Origin of the sequence: Tabrizicola sp. (assembly GCF_030694085.1) — a bacterium.
GTDB lineage: Bacteria > Pseudomonadota > Alphaproteobacteria > Rhodobacterales > Rhodobacteraceae > Tabrizicola.
In genome coordinates, this window is record NZ_JAUXZE010000035.1 from 374,654 (window position 1) to 397,708 (window position 23,055).

21 protein-coding genes are annotated in these 23,055 nt (G+C 64.5%); 7 read left to right on the forward strand and 14 right to left on the reverse strand.

What is annotated here, in order from left to right; all coding sequences use genetic code 11:
* Positions 1–11 precede the first annotated feature (11 nt).
* The 5 genes from Q8M85_RS06800 to thrS all read right to left on the reverse strand — a co-directional run bounded on the left by Q8M85_RS06800 (position 12) and on the right by thrS (position 4,636).
* Positions 12–539, reverse strand: coding sequence for a DoxX family protein (locus Q8M85_RS06800; RefSeq protein WP_305541986.1), 528 nt, complete (start codon positions 537–539; stop codon positions 12–14).
* On the reverse strand, positions 536–1,267 hold the full coding sequence (locus Q8M85_RS06805) for a DUF2063 domain-containing protein (RefSeq protein WP_305541989.1): 732 nt from the start codon (positions 1,265–1,267) through the stop codon (positions 536–538). The genes Q8M85_RS06800 and Q8M85_RS06805 overlap by 4 nt, the downstream gene beginning before the upstream one ends.
* Complete coding sequence (locus Q8M85_RS06810) at positions 1,264–2,112, reverse strand: DUF692 domain-containing protein (RefSeq protein WP_305541992.1); 849 nt, start codon at positions 2,110–2,112, stop codon at positions 1,264–1,266. Before Q8M85_RS06810 ends, Q8M85_RS06805 begins: the two co-directional genes overlap by 4 nt.
* 57 nt (positions 2,113–2,169) lie before the next feature.
* The gene (locus Q8M85_RS06815) at positions 2,170–2,475 is read right to left on the reverse strand and encodes a DUF2282 domain-containing protein (RefSeq protein ID WP_305541995.1); all 306 of its coding nucleotides are present in this window, start codon (positions 2,473–2,475) and stop codon (positions 2,170–2,172) included.
* A 214-nt stretch (positions 2,476–2,689) separates the two neighbouring features.
* Positions 2,690–4,636: a threonine--tRNA ligase gene (thrS, locus tag Q8M85_RS06820; protein WP_305541998.1), complete on the reverse strand. Its 1,947-nt coding sequence runs from the start codon at positions 4,634–4,636 to the stop codon at positions 2,690–2,692.
* Positions 4,637–4,800: 164 nt separating this feature from the next.
* On the opposite strand from thrS, the gene Q8M85_RS06825 reads away from it, so the two are divergent.
* Positions 4,801–5,598, forward strand: coding sequence for a carboxylesterase (locus tag Q8M85_RS06825; protein ID WP_305542001.1), 798 nt, complete (start codon positions 4,801–4,803; stop codon positions 5,596–5,598).
* A 125-nt stretch (positions 5,599–5,723) separates the two neighbouring features.
* Positions 5,724–6,473 carry an alpha/beta fold hydrolase gene (locus tag Q8M85_RS06830; RefSeq protein WP_305542004.1) on the forward strand — a complete coding sequence of 250 codons (750 nt, stop codon included), beginning with the start codon at positions 5,724–5,726 and terminating at the stop codon, positions 6,471–6,473.
* Positions 6,474–6,535: 62 nt separating this feature from the next.
* Here Q8M85_RS06830 and phaZ read toward each other — a convergent pair whose 3' ends face one another.
* Entirely contained in the window at positions 6,536–7,804 is a 1,269-nt protein-coding gene (phaZ, locus tag Q8M85_RS06835) for a polyhydroxyalkanoate depolymerase (RefSeq protein ID WP_305542006.1), read from the reverse strand.
* A gap of 96 nt (positions 7,805–7,900) precedes the next feature.
* Here phaZ and Q8M85_RS06840 point away from each other — a divergent pair, with 96 nt between their 5' ends.
* From Q8M85_RS06840 to Q8M85_RS06860, 5 genes are all read left to right on the forward strand, one after another.
* Positions 7,901–9,700 carry an alpha/beta hydrolase gene (locus tag Q8M85_RS06840; RefSeq protein WP_305542009.1) on the forward strand — a complete coding sequence of 600 codons (1,800 nt, stop codon included), beginning with the start codon at positions 7,901–7,903 and terminating at the stop codon, positions 9,698–9,700.
* A 154-nt stretch (positions 9,701–9,854) separates the two neighbouring features.
* On the forward strand, positions 9,855–10,304 hold the full coding sequence (locus tag Q8M85_RS06845; RefSeq protein ID WP_305542012.1) for a Phasin: 450 nt from the start codon (positions 9,855–9,857) through the stop codon (positions 10,302–10,304).
* Between the two features lie 115 nt (positions 10,305–10,419).
* Positions 10,420–11,067, forward strand: a complete 648-nt coding sequence (locus Q8M85_RS06850; RefSeq protein WP_305542014.1) for a glutathione S-transferase family protein — start codon at positions 10,420–10,422, stop codon at positions 11,065–11,067.
* Positions 11,068–11,149: 82 nt separating this feature from the next.
* Positions 11,150–11,704: a polyhydroxyalkanoate synthesis repressor PhaR gene (gene phaR, locus Q8M85_RS06855; RefSeq protein ID WP_305542016.1), complete on the forward strand. Its 555-nt coding sequence runs from the start codon at positions 11,150–11,152 to the stop codon at positions 11,702–11,704.
* Between the two features lie 3 nt (positions 11,705–11,707).
* Positions 11,708–12,658 carry a LysR family transcriptional regulator gene (locus Q8M85_RS06860; RefSeq protein WP_305542019.1) on the forward strand — a complete coding sequence of 317 codons (951 nt, stop codon included), beginning with the start codon at positions 11,708–11,710 and terminating at the stop codon, positions 12,656–12,658.
* 235 nt (positions 12,659–12,893) lie between these two features.
* Here the strand turns inward: Q8M85_RS06860 and Q8M85_RS06865 are convergent, their stop codons facing one another.
* The 8 genes from Q8M85_RS06865 to Q8M85_RS06900 form a co-directional block, all read right to left on the reverse strand.
* Entirely contained in the window at positions 12,894–14,081 is a 1,188-nt protein-coding gene (locus tag Q8M85_RS06865; protein WP_305542021.1) for a DegT/DnrJ/EryC1/StrS aminotransferase family protein, read from the reverse strand.
* A gap of 94 nt (positions 14,082–14,175) precedes the next feature.
* Positions 14,176–14,721 carry a sarcosine oxidase subunit gamma gene (locus tag Q8M85_RS06870; RefSeq protein ID WP_305542023.1) on the reverse strand — a complete coding sequence of 182 codons (546 nt, stop codon included), beginning with the start codon at positions 14,719–14,721 and terminating at the stop codon, positions 14,176–14,178.
* Entirely contained in the window at positions 14,714–17,623 is a 2,910-nt protein-coding gene (locus tag Q8M85_RS06875) for a sarcosine oxidase subunit alpha family protein (protein ID WP_305542026.1), read from the reverse strand. Before Q8M85_RS06875 ends, Q8M85_RS06870 begins: the two co-directional genes overlap by 8 nt.
* Entirely contained in the window at positions 17,620–17,883 is a 264-nt protein-coding gene (locus tag Q8M85_RS06880; RefSeq protein WP_305542029.1) for a sarcosine oxidase subunit delta, read from the reverse strand. The genes Q8M85_RS06875 and Q8M85_RS06880 overlap by 4 nt, the downstream gene beginning before the upstream one ends.
* 94 nt (positions 17,884–17,977) lie before the next feature.
* Positions 17,978–19,228: a sarcosine oxidase subunit beta family protein gene (locus Q8M85_RS06885; RefSeq protein WP_305542032.1), complete on the reverse strand. Its 1,251-nt coding sequence runs from the start codon at positions 19,226–19,228 to the stop codon at positions 17,978–17,980.
* A 111-nt stretch (positions 19,229–19,339) separates the two neighbouring features.
* On the reverse strand, positions 19,340–20,752 hold the full coding sequence (locus Q8M85_RS06890; protein WP_305542035.1) for a TadE/TadG family type IV pilus assembly protein: 1,413 nt from the start codon (positions 20,750–20,752) through the stop codon (positions 19,340–19,342).
* Position 20,753: 1 nt separating this feature from the next.
* On the reverse strand, positions 20,754–21,182 hold the full coding sequence (locus Q8M85_RS06895) for a TadE/TadG family type IV pilus assembly protein (protein ID WP_305542038.1): 429 nt from the start codon (positions 21,180–21,182) through the stop codon (positions 20,754–20,756).
* A 335-nt stretch (positions 21,183–21,517) separates the two neighbouring features.
* On the reverse strand, positions 21,518–22,951 hold the full coding sequence (locus Q8M85_RS06900) for a Glu/Leu/Phe/Val dehydrogenase (protein ID WP_305542041.1): 1,434 nt from the start codon (positions 22,949–22,951) through the stop codon (positions 21,518–21,520).
* Between the last annotated feature and the right edge of the window lie 104 nt (positions 22,952–23,055).

A 23,055-nucleotide genomic window follows, 5' to 3' on the forward strand; every position in this document is an offset into this window, starting at 1 on the left:
TTCGCCGAAAATCAAGCTGCAAGGCGAGCAGGCTCAACCCCAAGGTAGCGATCTGCCGAAAGCGGCCCTGCCCCCTTGCACAACAAAACAGCAAGCAGCAGCAGCCACAGCGCTCGCTGGTCCAGGATCAGCGCATCCGAGGCGCGATCGAACCAGGCTCCGGCCGAAGCCCCGTGGCCCATGATGTCGGTCAGGCTTTGCACCACGACGAAGCCCATCATGCCAAGCGCCGCCAGCCGGGTCACAAGGCCAAGGACGATCAGGGCGGGAAGCAGAAACTCGGCATAGCCCCCCGCCAGAACGACCAGCGCGTGCCAGATTGACAGGCCCGAGGGATCGTAGCCCACGGCCTCGAAGGCCTTGGGGAAGATCTGGGCATAGGCCCCCACGGACGGCGCGATAGGTCCATCGAACTTGGTCAGTGCCGAAGTCCAGAAATAACCCAGAAGGACGGCGGCAAAGATCAGGCGGGCAAGCGAGGGCAGCACCCAGTCGGTCTGACGGTCCAGGACAGCGGCGGCGCGGGCGTAGAGGGTCATTCCGAAACTCCGATGATGGCGCGGCCCGAAATCAAAAGGCCAAGGATTGCGGCCAGGTCCATCCCCGGCCCGGCCTTGTCCAGGCTTTCGCCAAGCGTCCGACCGGACAGCAGGCCGTCGACAAGGTCCGCGCCGCCTGTCGGCAAGCGATGCGGGTGCGGGTCGAAATCAGGGCGCAGGATCAGCGCGTCTTCGGCCACAGGTCGGGGCTTTGGCCCATCCTCGTGGTGCGTCGCCCAGATCGACACCACCGGCCAGTTCGACCGCAGAAGCCGCACCGCCGGAGCCAGCCGCAGCCGCAGCCCGGCAATTTCAGCGCCCAGCAGACGCTGGAACTCCGCTTCGGGCAGCGGGGTGCTGTCGGCGGCGTGGTAGCTTTCGCGCATCGCAAGCTCCAGCCGTGCCACGTCGGGCAGGTAGCCCAGATGTGCAACCGGCGGGAAACCGGCAAGAAAAGCCGGGAACTCATCGCCGTACAGCATCAGCATCCGCGACCGGGGCGGATGCGCGCGCAGGAAGATCAGCGCCATCGCCGCGAAGAACGGGTCGCCGACCAGGGCACGGACAGTCGGAAACCCGGCCTCCAGCGCCCGGGTCAGCGAGGACGCGACGTTATTGCGGTAGACCGAAAACCGCTTCGGCGCGGGCAGTCCCTCGGGGTCGACCAGCCCCGGCGGCAGAGCTGCATCGGGGTTCAGCAGCGCCTGGGCAAACAGCGTCTGGCTCATGCCACCGGCTCCAGCAGGCGGGCGGCGCAGGCGGCCTCGGCGGCCAGGACCGGCCAGTCGGGCACATCGTTGTCCCATTCGATCAGCGTCGGCCGCGGCCCGGCCTTGCGGATCACCCGTGCGTAAAGCGCCCAGACCGGGTCCACCACCTCGGCCCCGTGGCTGTCGATCAGTAGCCGCCGCCCCTGATCGTCCAGGTCCTCATCATGGCCGCCCAGATGGATCTCGCCCACCAGATGCAGCGGGAAGGCATCCAGATAGGACTGCGGGTCATAATTCTGATTGGTGCCAGAGACATAGACGTTGTTCACATCCAGCAGCAGACCGCATCCGGTGCGGCGCGCGATTTCGCCCAGGAAGTCCACCTCGTCCATCGCCGTTTCGGCAAAGGCGATGTAGGTCGAGGGGTTCTCAAGCAGCATCCGGCGGCCCAGCACCTCTTGCACCTGGTCGATGTGGTCGCAGACCCGGGCCAGCGTCGCGGGCGTGTAGGGCAAGGGCAGAAGGTCGTTCAGAAAGGCCCCGTCGTGGGTTGACCAGGCCAGGTGTTCCGAGAAGCTGGCGGGGTTCAGCCAGCCGCACAGCTGTTTCAGCCGGTCCAGATGGTCGCGGTCCAGCGCGCCCTCGCCGCCGATCGACAGGCCCACGCCATGCACCGAGATCGGGAAGCGTTCGGCCAGATGTCGCAGCTGCGCGAGGGGGCGGCCCCCTGCGCCCAGATAATTCTCGGCATGAACTTCCAGCCAGCCGACCGGGCCAGGATCGGCCAGGATCGCGGCAAAGTGCTGCGGCTTGTAGCCCACGCCCGGCTTTGCGGGCAGCCCGTTCAGGGTCTGGTCAAGCATCTTGTCCCCCCAGGGAAAGGTGCCCCCCGACCCCGAAGGACCAGGGGGCAAGCGGTGTCAGGCCTTCGGAAGGTCGCGGTCCAGCGCGGTCAACGAGCCTTTGCGCTCCATCCCTTCCATCCCGGCGGGCAGTTCCATCGTCTCGCAGGTGCCAGCCGGGACCAGCGTCCAGGCGTTACCCTGATAGTCGACCTTCGAGGTCCCGGCGCAGGTGGTGCCTTCGCCGGCCGCGCAGTCGTTCTGACCCGCCAGCGCCACGCCGAAGCACTTTTCGTTTTCCTGGGCATGGGCCATCCCGGCGATGCCCGACAGGGCAGTGGCAAGAGCGCCGGCGATGACAAGCGATTTGGATTGGTTGGTCATGGAAGTTTCCCTTCGGTTGGTTGATCTTGGACAAGGTCCGACGTGCGTGCTTCGGCCGCTTTCAGGGCGATGCAGGATACAGTTCGGAACCGTGCGCCAGAGGTTACAGCCAAGGGGTGGGTCCCCACGCTTTCGTGAAGACCCTCCGCCAACGCACAAACGGAAAAGCCCCGGCCAGGGCCGGGGCTGATCAATTCAGGACCAATGGGTTAGCTCAGTTACCCGCCGGGGGCAGCGCCTCGAATCCGAAGACAGCGACCGCTTGATCAAGCGAAATCGTTTCAGTCCGCGTCTCTCCCAGACGCCGAACTGAAACAGTTCTGCCTTCCACTTCCTGCATCCCGATGGCCAGGATCACCGGAACCTTGCCGACGGAATGTTCGCGGACCTTGTAGTTGATCTTTTCGTTGCGCACGTCGGCCTCGACGCGGACGCCCGCCTTGCGGAGGGCGGCCACGACCTCATGCACGAAGGGGTCGGCGTCCGACACAATAGAGGCCACGACGACCTGACGCGGGGCCAGCCAGAACGGAAGTCTCCCGGCGTAGTTTTCCAGCAGGATGCCGATAAAGCGCTCGAACGACCCCAGCACCGCGCGGTGCAGCATGACCGGACGATGCTTCATCCCGTCCTCGCCGACATATTCCGCGTCCAGCCGCACCGGCAGGTTGAAGTCGGCCTGGAACGTCCCGCACTGCCATTCGCGGCCGATGGCATCGGTCAGCTTGAAATCCAGCTTCGGCCCGTAGAAGGCCCCGTCGCCAGGATTGATCTCGTAAGGCAGGTCCAGGCCCTTGATCGCGCCTTCCAGCGCGGATTCGGCCTTGTCCCAGATTTCGTCGCTGCCCACGCGAACGTCCGGGCGGGTGGACAGCTTGATGTCGAACTTTTCGAAGCCCAGGTCCTTGTAGACGCTGGAGAGCAGCGCGATGAATCCCGCACATTCCGCCTCGATCTGGTCTTCCGTGCAGAAAATATGTGCATCGTCCTGCGTGAAGCCGCGGACCCGCATCAGACCATGCATGGACCCCGACGATTCATATCGGTGGCACGATCCGAATTCCGCAAGCCGCAAGGGCAGGTCGCGGTAGGACTTCAGGCCCTGGTTGAAGACCTGCACATGGCAGGGGCAGTTCATCGGCTTCAGCGCGTTGATCCGCTTTTCCTTGGCGCCATCTTCGTCCACCTCGACGATGAACATGTTCTCGCGGTAGGCCTCCCAGTGGCCGGACTTCTCCCACAACACGCGGTCCACGACCTGCGGCGTCTTGATTTCCTTATACCCGGCCTGCCGCAGCCGCCCACGCATGTAATCCTCAAGCTGACGATAGATCGTCCAGCCGTTCGGGTGCCAGAAGACCATGCCCGGGGCTTCTTCCTGCAGATGGAACAACTCCATCTCGCGGCCAAGCTTGCGGTGGTCGCGCTTGGCGGCCTCCTCCAGCATCGTCAGGTGCGCTTTCAGGTCGTCGCGGTTCTTGAAAGCCACGCCGTAGATGCGCTGCAGCATCGGGCGCGAGGCATCGCCCAGCCAGTAGGCCCCCGCCACATGCGTCAGCTTGAACGCGTCCGCAGGAACCTGCCCCGTGTGCTGCAGATGCGGCCCCCGGCACAGGTCCTGCCAGTCCCCGTGCCAGTACATCCGCAAATCCTCACCCTCGGGGATGCGGTCGATCAGCTCCAGCTTGAAGGGTTCGTGGCGGCCCCGGTAATACTCCACCGCCTTTTCACGTGGCCAGACTTCGGTCTTCACCGGATCGCGCGCGTTGATGATCTGCTTCATCCGCGCTTCGATCTGGCCCAGGTCCTCGGGCGTGAACGGCTCTTCCCGGTCAAAATCGTAAAACCAGCCGTAATCCCGCACCGGCCCGATGGTAACCTTCACCTCCGGCCAGATTTCCTGAACCGCCCGCGCCATGATGTGCGCCAGATCGTGCCGGATAAGCTCCAGCGCCGCGGCATCGTCCTTCATCGTGTTCAGCGCGATGGTCGCGTCCGCGTGGATCGGCCACTGCATATCCCAGTGCTTGCCGTCCACCTGCGCCGAGATCGACGCCTTGGCCAGGGACGGGGCAATGCTGGCCGCCACTTCGGCAGGCGTCACACCCGCGTCATACACGCGCTTGTTTCCGTCGGGAAATGTCAGGGAAATCTGGCTCATGGGCCTGCTCCTCGTCAGTTTGGCGCCTACGAAACGCCCGGTTGCGGGTTATGTCGGCGCGCTAGATGCCCCCGCACGCGCGCCAAGTCAAGCCATGCGCGGTTCTTCGCCCGTCGGTTGCGGCCGCCCTGACGAAACGCCCGGACGATTGCTATCTTCCTGCCATGACAACCTTTCTGACCACCCCGCAAGGCCGCCACATCGCCTACCACCAGACCCCCGGCAAAGGGCCGGGAGTGGTCTTCCTCGGCGGTTTCCGATCTGACATGACCGGCTCCAAGGCCCAGGCCCTGCAAGCCTGGGCCGAGGCGACGGGCCGCGCTTTCCTGCGCTTCGACTACTCCGGCCACGGCCAGTCGCACGGCGCCTTCGTCGACGGCGCGATCACTGACTGGCGTGAGGATGCCGCCGCCGTCATCGATGTCCTGACCGAAGGCCCGCAGATCCTGGTCGGGTCCTCGATGGGCGGCTGGATTTCGCTTCTGCTCGCCCGCGACATGCCGGACCGCGTCGGTGGCTTCGTCGGCATCGCCGCTGCGCCCGACTTCACCGAGCGGATGTGGGAGGCCGAGTTCACCCTCGCCGAACGCACGACCCTGCTGGAAGAGGGTCTTTTCCTGCGCCCTTCGGACTACTCCGACGAACCCTATCCGATCACGCTGCGACTGATCGAGGACGGGCGGCAGAACCTGGTTATGAACGGCCCCCTGCACCTGCCCATGCCCGTGCGTCTGCTGCAGGGCAGCGCCGATATCGACGTGCCCCCGACCGTTGCCATCTCGCTTTTCCACCAGATCTCCAGTCCCGACCTGCGGCTGACGCTGGTGAAGGACGCCGACCACCGTTTCTCGACTCCGCCCTGTCTGGCGATGGTCACCGAAGCGGTCGAGGACGTGCTGCGCGCCCGTGAGGCGCTGCCGCTGGAGGAAAGTCCCGGCTTGAAGATTTCGAACATCCGCTGATGTGGCCTTTCCGCCGCTCATCTTCAGGCTAACGAAATCCAGGTTTGAATCCATAGGCTTGTGGAATATCCTCGGACAAGACAAAGATCACTGCTTGCAGAAACCCTGCGCAGAAGGCTCGTGATGTGAACCTACTCGTCCTTCGCAACCCGACCCCGGTCGAGCCGGTTGTCCTGATCACTGGATTCATGGCGGACGCGCGCAGCTTCATGCCGCAGCTCGCACGGCTGGGCGCTGACCGGCCGGTCATCCTTCTGAACCCTGGCCTTGGCGACAGCGTCGAGAAGATCGCCGCCGACATCTCTCCGCACTTGCCGGCGCGGTTCGCCCTCGTCGCGCATGGTCTGGGTGGAAACATCGCCATCGAGCTGATGCGCAAACGGCCCGAGGCGGTGACCCGCATCGCCCTTATCGCCACCGACCCGATCCCCGAAACCCCACAGCGCGCTGCGGCGCAAGAAGCTCTGATCGTCGCGGCAAAGACCGGTCACCTTGCCGCATGCATGGCCCAGATGCTGCCGCCGACCGCCCTGCATGACGCCCCCTGGCGGGATGAGGTGATGGCGCTGGTCATGGACATGGCGGAAACCCTGGGTCCGATCCAGTTCCAGCGTCACCTGCGCGTGCTGCAACGGCGCCCCGACCAGCAGAAGACCCTGCGCAAGGTGCATGTGCCGACGATGATCATTGCCGGAGAAAGCGACACCCTCGTCCCCCGCCGCCGGGCCGAATTCCTGGCCGCGATGATGCCGCAGGGCTGCCTTGAGATCATTGCAGAAGCGGGCCACCTGCCCCAACTCGAACAGCCCGAGGCGGTCACGAGACTGCTGCATACCTTCCTTGCGGGGCGGTTGCCGACGCTGATGCTCCGGTAGCCACCCGCGCGCAGCCTCCCGAGCGAGGAGCGACGACGTCGACGACGAGCGGCCCTGACGGGCTACTGCGCCGAGGCGAGCGCGATCTTCGCCTTGGGCTTGCCCGCCGCACGGTCGATAAAGCTCAGCACCAGCGGGCGGATGTTCAAGCGCCAGCTCTTGCCCGCGAAGATGCCGTAGTGGCCCGCGCCGGGTTCAAGGTGGTGGCCCTTCTTGTCGTCCGACAGTCCGGTCAGCAGGTTCAACGCCGCAACGCATTGGCCCGGCGCGGAAATGTCGTCATTGGCCCCCTCGACCGTCATCACCGAGACCTTGGTGATCGCACCCATGTCCACCTTGCGGCCCGCCACCACGAACTCGTTCAAGGCAATCTCGCGGTTCTTGAAGATGCGCTCGACCGTCGACAGGTAGAATTCGGCCGTCATGTCCATCACGGCCAGGTATTCGTCGTAGAATCGGTTGTGCGCGTCATGATCCGACGACTCACCGCGGGCCGCTCGCATGATCTGTTCGGAAAATGCCTTGCCGTGACGTTCAGCGTTCATGGTGATGAAGCTTTGCAGTTGCAGAAGCCCCGGATAGACCAGCCGCCCCGCACCTTTGTATTTGAAACCGACCCTCTGGATCGCCAGGTGCTCCAGTTGCCCCATCGTCACCCTGCGGCCGAAATCCGTCACCTCGGTCGCAGCGGCGTCCGGGTCGACCGGCCCGCCGATCAGGATCAGCGATTTCGGCTGCGCGTCCGGGTCCTCGGCGGCCAGATAGGCGGTTGCGGCAAGCGTCAGCGGCACCGGCTGGCACACTGCGATCACATTGGTGTCTGGCCCCATCACCTTCATGAATTCGGCCAGGTACAGCGTATAGTCCTCGACATCGAACTTGCCCGCGCTGACCGGAATGTCGCGCGCATTGTGCCAATCCGTCACGAAAACGTCGGCATCGGGCAGCAAGGATGCAACCGTGGACCGCAGGAGCGTCGCATAGTGACCCGACATCGGCGCGACCAGCAGCACCTTCCGCGCCATCGGCGACCGGCGGCGCACATAGAACTGCACCAGGTTGCCGAAGGGCTTTTCGACAATATTCGTCACATCGACCAGGTGGTCCTGTCCGTCCGGCCCCACGATCGACCGGATGCCCCAGTCGGGCTTGGCGATCATGCGGCTGAAGGTCCGTTCCGTGACCTCGCCCCAGGCCGCCATCATCGGCAGCATCGGGTTCATCGACATCGCAAACGCCGGGTAGCTGGCAAATGCCCTGGCCGAGGCGCCCAACCACTCATTCGTGTTGCGGGCGCTTTCCATCAGGTCATAGGTGAACATATACTTCATTACATCTCCTTGCCCCGGGCGGGCGGATGTCGCATGGCGGGGCAGGGTTCGCACCGTTATGCTGCACAGCGGCGACGATAAGGGGGAATGGTTAGCATGACAACAGAAGACAGCACCCCCGAGACCAAAGCAGCACTCGCGCGGACCGAACGTCTCAACGCTAACCTTGCAAAGGTTGAGGAACTGTCAAAGCGCCTGACCGCGGCCATGACCCATCGCCGTCAGGTCGACCCCTCGCTGCACGGACCCGCGCCCGACGTCTACATGAAGGCTGCCGCCGCCTACTTCGCCGAGATGGTCTCGAATCCCGCCAAGGTGGTCGAGCATCAGGTGAACTACTGGGGCAAGACGCTGAAGCATTATGTCGAGGCACAACAGACTCTTGCGAAGGGCGAGTTCAAGGCCCCCCCCGATCCGAACCCCAGGGACCGCCGCTTCCAGAACCCGTTGTGGGAGACGCATCCCTTCTTCAATTACCTCAAGCAGCAGTACCAGATGAACTCCGAGGCGATCAGCAACGCCGTCGGCGACATGGAGACGCTGACCCCCGAGGATCGACGCCGGGTCGAGTATTTCACCAAACAGATTGTCGACATGTTCTCACCGACCAATTTCCTGGGCACCAACCCCGAGGCGCTGGAAAAGGCCGTTGAAACTGACGGCGAATCCCTCGTCCAGGGCCTGGAAAATCTGGTCCGCGACATCGAGTCGAACCAGGGCGATCTCTTGGTGACGCTGGCCGACAAGGAGGCGTTCCACGTCGGCCAGAACATCGCCACCACCCCCGGAGAGGTCGTCTACCGCAACCGGATGCTTGAGCTGATCCAGTACACGCCCACCACGGAAAAGGTCCACAAGACCCCGCTTCTGATCTTCCCGCCGTGGATCAACAAGTTCTACGTCATGGACCTCAAGCCCGCGAATTCGCTGATCAAGTGGATCGTGGACCAGGGTTTCACCCTTTTCGTCGTCTCCTGGGTCAACCCCGACGCCTCATACGCCGGGACCGCGATGGACGACTACATCCGCGATGGCTACCTGAGGGCGATGGCCGAGGTGCGCCGCATCACCGGCGAGAAGCAGATCAACGCCGTCGGTTACTGCATCGCGGGCACCACCCTGGGGCTGACCCTTGCGCACCTGCAGAAAGCGGGCGACGAGACGGTGAAGACCGCCACCTTCTTCACCACCCTCACTGACTTCTCCGATCCCGGTGAGGTCGGCGTCTTCCTCAACGACGATTTCGTCGACGGTATCGAACGCCAGACCGAACGCGACGGCATCCTGTCGAAGCTCTTCATGAGCAAGACCTTCAGTTTCCTGCGCTCGAACGACCTGATCTACACCCCCGCCATCAAGTCCTACATGCTGGGCGAGGCACCGCCCGCTTTCGACCTGCTTTACTGGAACGGCGACGGCACCAACCTTCCCGCCAGGATGGCCGTCGAATACTTGCGCGGCCTCTGTCAGGGCGACGGTTTCGCCAAGGGTCAGTTCCAGGTGTTCGGCAAACCCGTCCACCTTTCCGACCTCAAGCTTCCAGTCTGCGCCGTCGCCTGTGAGACCGATCACATCGCGCACTGGCGCGGCAGCTTCAACGGCATCAAGCAGATGGGATCGAAGGACAAGACCTTCCTTCTCTCCCAATCCGGCCACATCGCCGGGATCATCAATCCGCCCGCCAAGGACAAGTACGGCCACTACACCAACGACGCCCCCGTCGCGGGCGACCCCGAGGCCTGGCTCAAGTCCGCGACCTTCAACAAGGGCAGCTGGTGGCCGCGCTGGGGTGCCTGGCTCGCAAGCCACTCCGGCCCGATGATTCCCGCCCGCTTGCCCGCCGATTCGCTGGCCCCTGCACCCGGCACCTACGTCGTGGCGCAGCCGCAGCTCTGACATTTCACCGGCTTTCCGCAGGGTTAACCGGCGCAACCCGGGGTTTTGCTGCATTGCAGAAAAAGACTTGAAATGCTGCACCGCAGCACGTATATGTCTGTCATCAGGAAACGGGCCGATCCTTACCCCCCTCGCTGGCCCCATGGAGATTGAAATGACCAAGACCCCCGATTTCGCCAAGACCATGCAGGACATGATGGCTTCGTTCCCGGTTGACGCTTCGGCGTTCCAGAACGCGTTCAAGACCCAGGCCGCCTTCGCCGAGAAGTTCTCGAAAGTCGCGATCGAAGCCGCTGAAAAGTCGACCGAGATCTCGGCCAAGTGGACCAAGGACGCGCTGGCCAAGGTTGGCGACATCGCCAAGGCCAAAGCCGAGCCGACCGACTACACCAAGTCGATGACCGATTTCGCTTCGGCCGCTGCCGAAATGGCTGCCGAGAACCTGGCCGCCTTCGCCGAAGTCGCCAAGAAAGTGCAGATGGAAACGGTCGAGCTGATGCTGGCTGCTGGCAAGGACATGTCGGAAGACGCGACCGCCGCCGTCAAGAAGGCCACCAACGAAGTGACCAACGTCGCCAAGAAAGCCGCTGCAGCTGCGAAGTAATTCGTAACGAGTTCGGCGTCCACAGGGACGCTGTTAAGGCCCGGGGGAAACCCCGGGCCTTGTTATTTGTCGCTCCCTGCCCCTATCCTGACGCTCGGCAGGACGGGAAAGCGCCATGACCAACCCCCTGACAATCTGGACCTACGACTGGGTCCCGCCACCCCCGCGCGGCCACGTCCGCGACATCCGCCTCCGCTGGGCCTGCGAAGAAGCGGGCCTTCCCTACCAGATCCGCGCCGTCAGGTTCGAGGATCGAGGCGAACCCGATCACCTCTCCCGCCAGCCCTTCGCCCAGGTCCCCGCGCTGCACGACGGTGAAGTCACGCTGTTCGAAAGCGGCGCCTGCCTTCTGCATCTTGCCGAAAAATCCGAAACCCTCATGCCAAAGGCCCCGAAGGCCCGCGCCGAAACGCTGGAATGGATGATCGCCGGGTTGAACTCGATGGAAATGGTCACGGTCCCGTGGTGGTTCATCGGCCTGTCCAGGCCCGCCGACAACCCGCTGGAAGGCTGGCTCCAGTCCCGCCTCTCGCGCCTTGAAGCCGTCCTCGCGCGGCGCGACTACCTCGCTGCCGACCGCTTCACCGTGGCCGACCTCCTTATGGCCGACATCCTGCGCGTCCCTTCGCTGCGCGCCGCCCTTGGCCCCTACCCGGCCCTCACCGCCTACACCGACCGCATCCTCACCCGCCCCGCCTTCCTGAAGGCCCGGCAGGATCAGCTGGACCACTTCGCCGCCGCCGATGCCGCGCGCGCAAACTGACCCGCAGCGAAAGCTTTCTTTTTGCCGCACGCTCCCCTAAGCTTCTCTGCAAGCGCGAAAGTCCCTGGGGGAGGGGAAGCACATGGCCGACACCGACAAGCCGCTTCTGATCAAGCGTTATGCAAGCCGCCGTCTCTACAACACCGAGACGTCGGATTACGTCACCCTCGAGGACATCGCCGGCTTCATTCGCGCGGGCCGCGAGGTGCAGATCGTCGATCTCAAGACCGGCGATGACCTCACGCGCCAGTATCTCCTCCAGATCGTCGCCGAACATGAATCCAAAGGTGAAAGCGTTCTGCCCGTCGGCGTCCTGACCGACCTCGTCCGCAGCTACGCGACCGGGATGCAGGCGGTCATGCCGCAGTTCCTCGCCTCCTCGTTCGAGATGCTGCGCGACAGCCAGGCCAAGATGGTGGAAAATCTGACCGCCATTCCGAACCCCCTTGCCGCCGTGCCGGGATTCGAGGCGCTGCGCAAACAGCAGGAAGCCTTCCTGAAGACGATGATGGTCGGGATGCCCGGCTGGTCCGGCTCCGGCCCGGCCAAGGACGAGGAAGCGCCTGCCTCCTCCGACGACATCGCCGAGATCAAGAAGCAACTGGCCGAGTTGCAGAAGAAACTCTCCAAGCTCTGACCGATGGCCGAAGCCGAAGGCCGCGTCACGCTCTGGGGGATCGAGGTCTTCGTCGCCGCCGCCGAAGAAGGCTCGCTTTCGGCGGCCGCCCGTCGGCTTGGCGTCAGTCCTTCTGCCGTCAGCCAGCAGCTCTCCGCGCTTGAAACCGCCCTCGGCACCATCCTGCTCGACCGCGCCAGCCGCCCGGTGCAGGTGACGCCCGCCGGTGCCATGTTCCGCCGCCACGCCCAGACCATCCTCAACGCCGCCTCCGAAGCCCGCGCCGAACTGGCGATGGCCGACCTCTCCGGCCTGACCACCCTTCGCCTGGGTGTGATCGAGGATTTCGACAGCGACGTGACCCCGCGGCTGCTCTCTGCGCTCGCGAAGGACCTGAAAGGCTGCCGCTTCCTCTTGGAAACCGGCGCCAGCCACCGCCTGATGGACCAGCTTGAGGCCCGCGCCCTGGACATCGTCATCGCCGCCGACAGCAGCAGCATCGAAGCCGTGACCGAAGATTGGCGCGAGGTTCACCCGATCCTCTCCGAACCCTTCGTGGCCGTCGCCCCGCCCGGCGCCCGGATCGAGGAGCTGCCCCTCATCCTTTACACCGCCCGGCACCTGATGGGCCGTCAGATCGCCGCGCATCTCGCGCGCCACGGGTTGAAACCCGCGCATCGCTTCGAACTCGACAGCTACGCCGCGATCCTCGCGATGGTCGCGGGCGGCGAAGGCTGGACCATCCTCACACCCCTCGCGCTGCACCAGGCCCGCGCCTTCCGCGCCTCGGTCGAGGTCCGCCCCCTGCCCTTCGCGGCACTCTCGCGGACCCTCTCGCTCTCGGCCCGCGCCGGCATCCTGCAGGACGTCCCGACCCAGATCGCCGCGCGCCTGAAGCCGCTGATCGCGGAAGTCGTCATCGCCCCCGCCCTGAAGTCGACCCCCTGGCTCGCCCCCGATCTGCGCGTCCTCTGACCCGCCAGCCTGCGCTTTTCATCTTTGCCCAAATATCCCCGCCGGAGGCATCCACCGCCGCGCCCAGGGGCCTCACCAGACGTCCCGCGCCACCGCAAGGCCAGACGTCCCCTCTCCCCCTAGGGGGAGAGGGCCCGGGTGAGGGGGAACCCCGGCCAAACCTTGACGATCCTTAACGGAAAACGCCAATGCCTTGATTTCATGAAGGTCCGCCGTCTTGTCCACGGTGGACAGATCAGCCGCGAACCTCTTGCGCAGCATCGACGATGGCCGCCGCGATATAGTCCAGCTCCGCTTCCGTCAGCCGCACCGGCAGCCGCACATCGCAGGCCCGCATCAGCATCGCCCGGGTCTGCGGCAGGTCCGGCACCTCGCCCAGGAACTGCCAGTTCCAGAAGGCCCGCGCATTGCCCTCGCTCAATCCGAAGACCTGGACCGACACGCCCCGGGCTTTCGCGGCCGCCTGGAACTCCGTCGCCTGCCGATCTGTCCAGCCCCCCACGAGGTTGAACTGGATCGAATCCGGGGCCCGCTCCTCAGGCCCCAAAGCCTCCGGCACCGCCAGATGCGCCGACAGGTTCAGCGACCCCGCCACCCGGTCATGCCCCGCCCGGCCCTTCGCAACCCGCTCGGCAACCAAAGGCAACTGCGGCCGGATCACCGCCGCTGACAGGTTTTGCATCCTCAGGTTGTAGAGCGGCAGCTTGTTCTGCCAGTGCGCGCAGGAATTCGTCAGGCCCGGATGCTTCTTCCAGTTGGTCTCGTAGGCCCCCGACATGATGATCGCCCGCGCGGCGATCTCGGGGTCGTCGGTGATCATGATCCCGCCTTCGCCCGCGTTCACCAGCTTGTAGGACTGAAAACTGAAACAGCCGACACGCCCGATCGTCCCGATGTTCCGCCCGCCCCACACCGTGCCCAGGCTGTGCGCCGCATCCTCGATCACCGGCACGCCCGCCGCGTCACACAGCGCCATGATCGCATCCATGTCAGAGGTATGCCCCCGCATGTGACTGATCATCACCGCATCCGCCCCCGGCAGCTTTGCCGCGAAGTCCGCCATGTCGACCCGGTAGTTCTCGCCCACTTCGACCAGCATCGGCTCGCAGTCGGCATGCACCACCGAAGACGGCACTGCGGCGAAGGTAAAGGCCGGGATCAGCACCTTGGCACCCTTTGGCAGGTCAAGCGCCTTCAGGGACAGGAACAGCGCCGCCGAACAGGACGACACCGCCAATGCATACCGCGCACCAAGCAGTTCTGCGAACTCGGCTTCCAGCAAGGCGACCGGAGCGTCGGACGGGGCGGTGTAGCGAAAGAGATCACCCGACTGCAGCAGCCTGTCGATCTCAGCCCGGGCCGCATCGGGGATCGGCTCAGAGTCGTAGACATTGGGGGCAAGGGTCTGACCGTCGGGGGCCATTCGTGCACCTTTTCTAAATCTTGCGTTAAGAAAAGGTGTAAACTGCTGAATGATCACACGCCAGTGACAAAATCTGCGCTTCGCGCCTTTCCGCCTAGATTTTCACACTGGCGCGGGCCGCAACCATATGTGTAGCGGTTTCCAGCTCGTGCCAGGCGGTGCGGGCCATCGACCGGAAGACCATGATCTCGAAGGCGTAGTCACCCGTCCGCAGGATCACCGTATTCATGTGGTTCACCTGCGTCCGCAGTGCAGAGCCGACCGGGCAGGCGGTCAGCCGCAGGTCCATTGGCACCAGCCGTGCCAGGACATCGACTGCAGCCGGACCCGACACTTCCAGCACGGCCCAGCCGTCCGACTGGTCCGTAACTGCCGCACCCTCCAACTCCGGGGCGTCCACGCCAATCAGAAAGGCCTGCTCACGCCCGGTCCAGACGATCCGCGCACCCTTCTTTTCGGCAAAGCGGTTCGGCTCCGGCATCGCAAGGCCTATGGTTTTCAACCCCTTCGCCACCGTCTTCGCCGCGCCGGGCAGGACTGCGATCGAGGTAATCGGTCCAGCCTCGACCTCAGCAAGCGTCACGCCCCCAAGAGCAAGGCTTCGCCCCTCAAGGGCCGATTTCGCGATAAGTTCAGGCACGCAGCTTCTCCCCGTCCGGGTCGTGGAACACGGGGTCGCAGACCTCGCAGAGGACGTCCAGCCCGCGCAGATGATCGACCAGCCGGATCTTCTCGCCATGCCGCGCGCGGCCATCCTTCAGAAAGCCCAGTCCCAGCCAGGCCCCCACCGTCGGCGACCAACAGATGCTTGTCACATAGCCCTGATCGGTCTCGCGGTGCACTTCGGTCCCCGGCACGAACAGATGCGCCCCGGCACTGATCGGCGCGCTGGCCTTCAGGCCGACCAGTTGCTCGCGTTCTGGGCCCCACATCCCCGGCCGCGTCGCCGCCGCCTTGCCGATGCAGTCCTTCTTCGCGCTGACCATCTTCTCCATCCCGATGTCATGCGCCGTGACGCGCCCATGAATCTCGGCATGGGTGATGAAGCCCTTCTCGATCCGCAACACGTTCAGCGCCTCCATCCCGTAGGGCCCGCCGCCCATCGTCTCGGCTCGCGCAACCAGATCGCGGAACAAGGCCTCTCCATAGCGGGTGGGCACGGCAAGCTCATAGCCTTCCTCGCCCGAGAAACTGATACGGAACAGCCGACCATCGACCCCGCCGATCCGCACCGGTGCCACCCCCATGAAAGGCAGGTCCACCGGCACTTCCAAGAACGAATTCACCAATGCCCGCGCCTTTGGCCCCGCGACGGCAAACTGCGCCCAGCTTTCGGTCACGCTGATGAACCGCACCTGCCAATCCGCGCAGAACGCCTGATGCACAAAGTCCAGATGCCGCATCACCAGACCCGCCGCTGCGGTGGTGGTGGTCATCAGGTAATGCCCCTCGCCCAACCGGGCCGAGGTGCCATCATCCAGCACCAGCCCATCCTCGCGCAGCATCAACCCATAGCGGACCCGGCCCACCGGCAATGTGCTGAACGTGTTGGTATAGACAAAGTCCAGGAACCGCCCCGCGTCCTTGCCCTGAATGTCGATCTTGCCCAGGGTCGAGACATCGGCCACGCCGACCGTCTCGCGCACCATGGTCACTTCCCGGTCGCAAGCCTCGCGCCAGGTCGCCTCACCCGGCTTCGGGAAATAGCTTGGCCGATACCACAGCCCCGCCTCGATCATCGGCGCGCCCCGGTCGCGGCTGGCCTGGTCGCTGGTCAGGAACCGCTGCGGCGCGAACCCCTCGGCCCTGCCCCCCGCCCCCATCGCGGCAATCGACACCGGGACATAGGGCGGTCGGAACGTGGTCACCCCGGTCTCCGCAATCCCCCGCCCCGTCGCTTCCGCCAGCACCGCCAGCGCCGCAACGTTCGAGCTCTTGCCCTGATCGGGCGCCATCCCTTGCGTCGTGTAACGCTTCATATGCTCGACCGACCGGAAACCCTCCTGCGCGGCCAACTTCACGTCCTTGGTGGTCACGTCATTGGCAAAGTCCAGCCAGGCCCGGCCCTTCCCCTCGACCGCCCACAGCGCCTTCAGCGTATAAGGCATGTCCTCGGCCTCGGGCAGCAGGACCGACACCTTCCGGCCCAAAGCTTCCACGGCGCGCAAAGCCGCCGCATGACCCGTCGCCAGCGCCCCATGCGTCGACATCGACCCATTCGCCGCGCCCACGGCCACCAGCCCCGGCACCGCCCCCTCCATCGGGACAAAGGCCGCCAGTTCCTCGCTCCAGCGTGGACGCCCGTTCATGTGGCAGGTCAGGTGGATCGTCGGGTTCCAGCCCCCCGACATCGCCAGACAGTCGGTCTCGATCTCGATGGTCTCGCTGCCTTTCCGCACCTGGATGCCCGCAAGCCCCAGGCGACCCCGGCTGCCAACAACCTCGGCCCCCACATGCACCGGGCAATCCTCGACCGCGCTGGCATCGGGCCGCGGATCGATGATCGCCGCCACCTGGATGCCTGAGGCCATCAGGTCCCGCGCAACGCCCCGCGCCTGATCGGTATTGGCGAAAAGCGTCACGCGCTTGCCCGGCACCACGCCATAGCGGTTGAGGTATGTCCGCACCGCCGAGGCCATCATGATCCCCGGCCGGTCGTTGTTCTCGAAGGCCACCGGCCGCTCCAAGGCACCGCTTGCCAGCACGGCATGCTTCGCCACGATCCGCCAGAAACACTCACGCGGCAGGTTCGGTCGGGCGGGCTTGTGCAGCCCCACCCGCTCCAGCGCGCCATAGGTGCCGCTGTCGTAGGCCCCGGTCACCGTGGTCCGCGCCATGATCCGCACGTTCGGCAGCGCCTGCAACTCGGCCAGCACCTGTGCCACCCAGTCGCCCGCAGGCACGCCACCAATGGTTCCGCCGTCCGAGAGCAACCGTCCGCCCAGCGCATGACTCTCCTCGCACAGGATCACGTCCGCGCCCGACCGCCCCGCCGTCAACGCGGCCATCAGACCCGCAGGGCCGGACCCGATCACCAGCACGTCGCAGAAGGCAAAGGCCTTCTCGTAAGTGCCCTCGTCATGCTTGCCGGACAAGCTCCCCAAGCCCGCGGCACGGCGGATGATCGGCTCGTAAAGCCCCTCCCAGAAGGCGCGCGGCCACATGAAGGTCTTGTAGTAGAACCCCGCCGACAGGAACGGCGACAGGTAATCGTTCACCGCCAGAAGGTCGAAGCGCAGCGAGCCAAGGCGGTTCTGGCTCCGGCAGTCCAGCCCCTCGAACACCTCCTGCATCGTCGCCCGCACGTTCGGCGTCTGGTTCGACGGCCCCACCACCTCCACCAGCGCGTTCGGCTCCTCCGACCCCGCGGTCAGCACCCCCCTGGGTCGGTGATACTTGAACGACCGCCCGACCAGCCGCACGTCATTGGCCAAGAGGGCCGAGGCCAAGGTGTCGCCTTTGTAGCCGGCATAATCCTTCCCGTCGAAACGGAAGCGCACCGGCTTCGTCCGGTCGACCAGACCCTTGCCGTCGATCCTCATGCCTTGCGCTCCGCTACCAGTTCGACGCCGGAAATCTCATGCGTCACTGTGTTCCGCGTGACGACCAGCCACTGGGCACAGCCCGCCTCGTGATACCAAAGGTCCTTTGTCACCCCCGCCGGATTGTCCCGCAGATGCAGGTAGTTGTCCCAGTCGGCCAAGGGCGCACCCTCCGGGGGCCGATGCAGATAATCCTCCGCCCCGTAGTAGTAGAACTCCCGCCGGTCCCGGTCACCGCAAAGGGGGCATGTCAGGCGCATGGAAAGACCCCCGATTTCATCTGTCCGAAAATATCCCCGCCGGAGGCATCCGCATTATCCGCAAGGCGCAGGTGCAAGGTCATCACGCGCTCCCTCAGTGCAGGTTATGCTGCGACCCGGTGCCTTCTTCGTCCAGAAGATGCCCCGTCGCAAAGCGGTCCAGCCGGAACTTGGCGGCGACCTCGTGCGGCTCGCCGGTCGCCATCAGATGTGCCATGCACCAGCCTGAGGCAGGCACCGCCTTGAACCCCCCATAGTTCCAGCCGCAGTCGATGAACAATCCCTCGACATGCGTCTTGTCGATCACCGGAGACCCATCCGGCGACATGTCCATGATCCCGCCCCAGCTTCTCAGCACCTTTGCGCGGCCGATCATCGGCATCAGGGTCATCCCCGCTTCCATAACATGCTCTACCATCGGCAGGTTCCCGCGGGAGGCATAGGAGGCGTAGAAATCCAGATCCCCCCCGAACACCAACCCGCCCTTGTCGGACTGGCTGATATAGAAGTGCCCCATGCCGAAGCTGATCACATGGTTGATCACCGGCTTCAGCCCCTCGGTGACAAACGCCTGCAAAACATGCGATTCAATCGGCAACCGCATCCCCGCCATCGCCGCGACCTGAGATGACCGTCCCGCCACCACGATCCCGACCTTCTTCGCCCGGATCGCCCCGCGCGTGGTCTGCACGCCCCGGACCACACCGCCCTCGATGTCGATCCCGGTGACCTCGCAGTTCTGGATCAGGTCCACCCCGCGCCGGTCCGCCCCCCGCGCATAGCCCCAGGCCACCGCGTCGTGCCGCGCACTCCCCCCGCGCGGATGCAACAGCCCGCCATAGATCGGGAACCGCGTGTTGTCGAAATCCAAGTAAGGCAGATGCTCCCGCACCCCGTCGCGGTCCAGAAGGATCGCGTCGTCGCCCTGATTGATCATCGCATTACCGCGCCGCACGAAAGCATCGCGCTGCCCGTCCGAATGGAACAGGTTGATCAGCCCGCGCTGCGAATGCATCACGTTGTAGTTCAGGTCGGACTCCAGCCCCTCCCACAGCTTCAGGCTGTGGCTGTAGAATTCCGAGTTCCCCGGCAGGAAATAGTTGGCCCGCACGATGGTGGTGTTCCGCCCGATGTTGCCGGACCCCAGATAGCCCTTTTCCAGCACCGCGACATTGGTGATCCCGTGGTTCTTCGCCAGATAATACGCCGTCGCCAGCCCGTGCCCGCCGCCGCCGATGATGATGACGTCGTACTCTGACTTCGGCGAGGGATTGCGCCAGGCGGGCGTCCAGCCCTTGTTCCCGAACAAACCTTCGGCGATGACCTTCAGGCCGGAATAACGCATCGGCAAACTCCCCAGACCGGGCCATAAGACCGGGTCAGGGCCGCATATTCAAGACCGCACAAGGAATTCCTGCGCCCGCCGCGACAAACTGCGTCGCAAACGGATGCTGCGCTACTGGACCATGCGGAAGTAGTCGAGCGACAGGTTGCCCTCCATGCCCGATCCGCAAAGGCCCATCTCCATGTTCGACGTGCCCGACACCGTGTCGCCCGAGATGATCGAGGTGCCCCGCACTCCATCGCCATTGGCCGCGAACGAGATTTCCCGCAGCGCGATCAGTTGCCCGCCGTGGATCGAGACACCAGATGCGAAGTTCATGCCGCCCAGACTGATCAGCTGTGCCCCCCCGCCGGCGGCGCAGTTGTCGATCGCGCCGATCCGCGTGTCCGAGGACCCGGAGATCGAGCTTGCACCCCTGTGCAGCGTCGCAATCAGCCCGTTCTCCAACGCGCCGCCCGATCCAAAGCTGATCTGGCAGTTGGTGATCATCACCACATTGGTCAGCGCCTGGCGGATCTGCAGCTGCGTGCTGGTGCTTGAGCAGAAGACGTAATTGACCGCATTGGGCCGCAGCGCCAGGGCATCGTTGCGATCAAGCAGGTTCCGCCCGGCCTGGACCGAGTCGGAACTGGCGGCCGACGGCGACGGCTGTCCATTGACGATGGTGATATTCCGCGGCGGGGCGGTCAGATAGCCCAGTTGCCCATCGCGCGTCGCCAGCTGGATGTAGTTCCACATGGCTGCGATACCGCTGGAATACGGTGACGACGGAACCTCGCGCAGGGCGTTGATCAGGCGGATCTGCATGGCACCATAGCGCAGGGCCTGGGTCAGGCCCTCATTGGACCGGACACCCGAGGGCGGCATATCCAGCCGCGTCGAATCCGGCATGGAGACCACCGTGCCTTCTTCGAAATAGTTGTTGTTGTTGATCGACACGATGTCGTTCGAGTGGATGCAGAAGCCATCGACATAACTGTTGTTGCTTTGGATATCGACCATCTCTTCGGCAACGAAGCCTTCGCGCAGGCAGTCCGGCACATAGGTTTCAAACACCGACGCGGTGCGGACGTCGAACGAGTCGAATCCGGCGAACTTCAGCAGGTAGGTCGTCACCTCGTTCTCGCCGGCCGCGTCCCGGTGGGTCCAGACCCGGACCGCCGTGCGGGACGTCTCGTCCGGCGTGAAGGTGCGGTTGGCCCGGTTCCAGACGCCGAACTCGATGTCCTGGGTCGACAGCACCTCGCCAAAGACACCCGGCGGCATGTTGGTCCGGCCCAGGGCCAGGGCGGCGGTCTTGGCGTCCTCCGGGGTGGCGTTCAGCGTGTAATTGCGCACGTACAGCGCTGAATGGGCCGTGGCATCAGCCGTCAGCTGCAAGTGGGTGCGTTGACTGATCGCGTTCGACACATCAACCGCCAGGCCGCCAACCGCCAGGAAGACGATCATGAAGATCAGGCCACCGCCCGTCATTCCCCCGTCTTCCGAGGCGGCAAACGATCTGGCTGCACGAAAACGCGACATGTCAGAACTCCACTCTATGTTCGGCGGCGACCACCATCGTCATATCGATCATCAGCCCGAGGAACCCGATCTGGGCGATCTCGGCGGTTTCCATCGTGGCGCGGGTCCGCACCACGCGGTTCGTTTCGGTCGTGGTGATGGTCGCACTTGGCGACAGCCCCTGCAGCCGGGTCAGCGCATAGGCCTGCGCCTTGGTGATCCGCTCGGCCGGAGTGCCGGTAAACTGCCCCACCGAATAGAGCCGGTTGGTATCCTGCAGGACGCGGATCGCATGGGTGCGGCTCATGAACAGCATGCTCGAGTCGACGATCAGCAGCAGAATCGCCAGGACAATGGGCAGCCAGAGCACGAACTCGATCGTCGAACTTCCGCCCTCTTGCCGCAAAAATGCCTTAAGTTTCCTTGCAATGCCATTCGTCGGAACTGTCATGGCGCCCACCCCGATCAATGATCACGTCGCTGGAAAATCCAACACAACCAAGGCTGTGAATATCTGACGCAACATTAACCGAAGTTAAACGGGCGCTAAGATCGGGACTACTTTGCGGCAAATCTATGGCACGCCGCGAGTGAGTTGGACTGGCTGCAATCCCTGATTGCGCGAGGCCAGTGATGTGGCGGATTTATGTGCGACATCCCGATCGCCGAGGCCCTCTAGACGTCGCGACACAGCCTGTCTCCCTCCGAATCGGGCCACCCGCGCGCACGCGACCGGGCGGGAGATCGTTACCTCCCAATCCGTCCCGCGCCGTGCTCGTGGACGATTTACAACCCCTTCGACCGATAGGTTTTCGCCACCCGGTCGATGGACACGATGTAGGCCGCCACCCGCAGGTCCTCGACGTCCTGACGGCTGTGCCAGACCGCGCGCATTGCCTGGTAGGCCGTGCGCATCGTGTCATCCAGGCCCGACCGCACCAGCGCCAGTTCGTCCGAGCCGGTCAGGAAGCGTTCCTTGAAGTCCTGGGCAAGCGACCAGCCCAGGCCTTCGTCCGAACTCAGCCGCTCCAGCTCCTCGACCAGAAGCCGGGACCGCGCCTCTTCGGCCCGGCGCTGCATCCGGCCAAAGCGGATGTGGGACAGGTTCTTGACCCATTCGAAATAGGAAACGGTCACCCCGCCCGCATTGGCATACATGTCGGGGATGATCACGCAGCCCTTGCGGCGCAGGATCTCGTCGGCGCCGAAGGTGATGGGGCCATTGGCGGCCTCGATGATTAGCGGCGCCTTGATCCGGTCGGCATTGGACAGGTTGATCACCCCCTCCATCGCCGCAGGGATCAGCAGGTCGCACGGCTCTTCCAGCACGGCCGAGCCATCCGCCACGTGGGTCGCGTTCGGATAGCCCGCCAGCAGCCCGCCGTGCCGGTTCATCCACTGCCGGACATCCTCGATGTCCAGGCCGTTCGCGTCCAGCAATGCCCCGTCCCGTTCGATCACCGCGATGACCTTGCAGCCGTCCTCCTCGCTCAGAAACTTGGCGGCGTGGTAGCCGACGTTGCCAAGGCCCTGGACGATCACCCGCTTGCCGTCGAGACCGCCCGTCAAGCCTGCCTTGCCGATGTCCTCCGGGTGCCGGAAGAACTCGCGTAGCGCGTATTGCACGCCGCGCCCCGTCGCCTCGACCCGGCCCTGGATGCCCCCCGCATGCGGAGGTTTGCCGGTCACGCAGGCCTTGGCATTGATGTCCGTGGTGTTCATCCGCGCATATTGGTCGGCGATCCACGCCATCTCGCGCTCGCCCGTTCCCATGTCCGGGGCGGGGACGTTCTGGGCCGGATGGATCAGGTCGCGCTTGATCAGTTCATAGGCGAAGCGGCGGGTGATCTGTTCCAGCTCATGCTCGTCCCATTGCCGCGGATCGATGCACAATCCGCCCTTCGATCCGCCGAACGGCGTTTCCACCAAAGCGCATTTGTAGGTCATCAGCGCCGCCAGCGCCTCGACTTCGTCCTGGTTGACCGACAGCGCAAAGCGGATACCGCCCTTCACGGGTTCCATGTGTTCGGAATGAACCGACCGATAGCCGGTGAAAGTCTCGATCTTGCCGCGCAGGCGGACACCGAAGCGGACCGTGTAGGTCGAATTGCAGACGCGGATCTTCTGTTCCAGACCTGGGCTCAGGTCCATCAGTTTCGCGGCGCGGTTGAACATCAAATCAACGGATTCGCGAAAGCTCGGCTCTCCGGAAACGGCCATACTGTCCCTCCCTGAACAGGCGGCACCGTGGGCCTGGCGCCGAGGCGGACCGTACGATCCGACCCGGCACTTGGGAACCCCGAAAGCGCGGCGAGTGGGCCTGT

What these genes read in the sequence shown, in the direction of transcription:
- Q8M85_RS06800 (WP_305541986.1), bottom strand. Translation starts at nt 539, where the DNA reads ATGACCCTCTACGCCCGCGCCGCCGCTGTCCTGGACCGTCAGACCGAC.
- Q8M85_RS06805 (WP_305541989.1), bottom strand. Translation starts at nt 1,267, where the DNA reads ATGAGCCAGACGCTGTTTGCCCAGGCGCTGCTGAACCCCGATGCAGCT.
- Q8M85_RS06810 (WP_305541992.1), bottom strand. Translation starts at nt 2,112, where the DNA reads ATGCTTGACCAGACCCTGAACGGGCTGCCCGCAAAGCCGGGCGTGGGC.
- Q8M85_RS06815 (WP_305541995.1), bottom strand. Translation starts at nt 2,475, where the DNA reads ATGACCAACCAATCCAAATCGCTTGTCATCGCCGGCGCTCTTGCCACT.
- thrS (WP_305541998.1), bottom strand. Translation starts at nt 4,636, where the DNA reads ATGAGCCAGATTTCCCTGACATTTCCCGACGGAAACAAGCGCGTGTAT.
- Q8M85_RS06825 (WP_305542001.1), top strand. Translation starts at nt 4,801, where the DNA reads ATGACAACCTTTCTGACCACCCCGCAAGGCCGCCACATCGCCTACCAC.
- phaZ (WP_305542006.1), bottom strand. Translation starts at nt 7,804, where the DNA reads ATGAAGTATATGTTCACCTATGACCTGATGGAAAGCGCCCGCAACACG.
- Q8M85_RS06840 (WP_305542009.1), top strand. Translation starts at nt 7,901, where the DNA reads ATGACAACAGAAGACAGCACCCCCGAGACCAAAGCAGCACTCGCGCGG.
- Q8M85_RS06845 (WP_305542012.1), top strand. Translation starts at nt 9,855, where the DNA reads ATGACCAAGACCCCCGATTTCGCCAAGACCATGCAGGACATGATGGCT.
- Q8M85_RS06850 (WP_305542014.1), top strand. Translation starts at nt 10,420, where the DNA reads ATGACCAACCCCCTGACAATCTGGACCTACGACTGGGTCCCGCCACCC.
- phaR (WP_305542016.1), top strand. Translation starts at nt 11,150, where the DNA reads ATGGCCGACACCGACAAGCCGCTTCTGATCAAGCGTTATGCAAGCCGC.
- Q8M85_RS06860 (WP_305542019.1), top strand. Translation starts at nt 11,708, where the DNA reads ATGGCCGAAGCCGAAGGCCGCGTCACGCTCTGGGGGATCGAGGTCTTC.
- Q8M85_RS06865 (WP_305542021.1), bottom strand. Translation starts at nt 14,081, where the DNA reads ATGGCCCCCGACGGTCAGACCCTTGCCCCCAATGTCTACGACTCTGAG.
- Q8M85_RS06875 (WP_305542026.1), bottom strand. Translation starts at nt 17,623, where the DNA reads ATGAGGATCGACGGCAAGGGTCTGGTCGACCGGACGAAGCCGGTGCGC.
- Q8M85_RS06880 (WP_305542029.1), bottom strand. Translation starts at nt 17,883, where the DNA reads ATGCGCCTGACATGCCCCCTTTGCGGTGACCGGGACCGGCGGGAGTTC.
- Q8M85_RS06885 (WP_305542032.1), bottom strand. Translation starts at nt 19,228, where the DNA reads ATGCGTTATTCCGGCCTGAAGGTCATCGCCGAAGGTTTGTTCGGGAAC.
- Q8M85_RS06890 (WP_305542035.1), bottom strand. Translation starts at nt 20,752, where the DNA reads ATGTCGCGTTTTCGTGCAGCCAGATCGTTTGCCGCCTCGGAAGACGGG.
- Q8M85_RS06895 (WP_305542038.1), bottom strand. Translation starts at nt 21,182, where the DNA reads ATGACAGTTCCGACGAATGGCATTGCAAGGAAACTTAAGGCATTTTTG.
- Q8M85_RS06900 (WP_305542041.1), bottom strand. Translation starts at nt 22,951, where the DNA reads ATGGCCGTTTCCGGAGAGCCGAGCTTTCGCGAATCCGTTGATTTGATG.